Annotated in this window: 3 protein-coding genes; 2 read left to right on the top strand and 1 reads right to left on the bottom strand. The window is 42.0% G+C overall.

Features of this window, described 5'->3' with window-relative positions; translation table 11 throughout:
* A partial coding sequence (locus tag A3762_RS20640; protein WP_156493639.1) for an alpha/beta fold hydrolase occupies positions 1-362 on the bottom strand: 362 nt, incomplete at its 3' end.
* 275 nt (positions 363-637) lie between these two features.
* Between A3762_RS20640 and A3762_RS26665 the strand changes: the two genes are divergently transcribed.
* Both A3762_RS26665 and A3762_RS28950 read left to right on the top strand, forming a co-directional pair.
* Positions 638-811 (top strand): hypothetical protein, encoded by a 174-nt coding sequence (locus A3762_RS26665; RefSeq protein ID WP_156493322.1) that lies wholly within the window; start codon positions 638-640, stop codon positions 809-811.
* 50 nt (positions 812-861) lie between these two features.
* Positions 862-973 (top strand): OmpW family outer membrane protein (locus tag A3762_RS28950; protein ID WP_369820710.1); only part of this gene is annotated, 112 nt, incomplete at its 3' end.

Below are 973 nucleotides of genomic sequence, written 5' to 3'. Positions count from 1 at the left end.
GCCAAAAGTTCCTGCGCAACGGTATTACCATAATCATGTGCAAGTAAATGGTAATCCGCAACACCACACGCATTCACGAGAGCTTCAGCAATACTAGCCTGCATCATGATCGAATATTTCGGCAAGTTAGGTTTGTCTGAAAAACCAAATCCTAAGAAGTCGAAGGTAATCACGCGAAAATACTGCGTTAACCTTGGCCATATTTCTTGCCAGTCCCAACTCGATGTTGGAAAGCCATGCAACATTACTAAAACTGGTTTATTGGCATCCTGTGAATCCTGATAAAACACCTGATGCCCTTCAAATTCAAAAAATCTTCCTTGTTCACGCCACTGCGCTAAAGCCTTTTGTGCGTCGTTCAATGCCTACTCGCTTTCAGTTATTTATTGTTGCGCAGAAGCTTAAGAAACACGACATCAAAGAGCCACTCCCAAAGTGATAATTGAGCTGATTATTTCGGCCTACATAGCAATTTTGGTCTAAATTGACCTACGTAAACTAGCTGAGCACTTTGCTATGTACCAACTGATGATGGCGAGCCAAATTGAGCTAGATCAAGTCAAACCAACCAGAAAGTTTGTACACTTGATTCCAAGTTCACGGATTAATTTATCTACAACAAAGATCGAGAAAGATTATGTTCAAGAAAAGTATTCTTTCCCTAGCAGTCGCATCCTTTGGTTTTTCAGGAAATTCATTCGCCTATCAAGAAAGCGACATTATTGTTCGTGGCGGCGCTGCAAAAGTATCTTCTAATGCGTCTAGCGGCTTAATCGGCTCGATACGCCAGCATTTGGCAATACTGGCATAGGCAATGTAGATGTAGATAGCGATACCCAACTAGGCTTAAGCGTAATCTATATGTTTAGCGACACATTAGCCATTGAAGTGCTTGGCGTCACACCTTTTGAGCATGACATTAGCCTTGCTATAAATGCCGACATCGCTTCGACAAAACACTTATCACCAACGG

It is taken from the genome of Oleiphilus sp. HI0125 (assembly GCF_001635355.1).
This window is presented reverse-complemented; position numbering and strand designations above follow the sequence as displayed.

Excerpts from the sequence above, each read along its gene's own strand:
- A3762_RS26665 (WP_156493322.1), top strand. The coding sequence starts at position 638 with ATGTTCAAGAAAAGTATTCTTTCCCTAGCAGTCGCATCCTTTGGTTTT.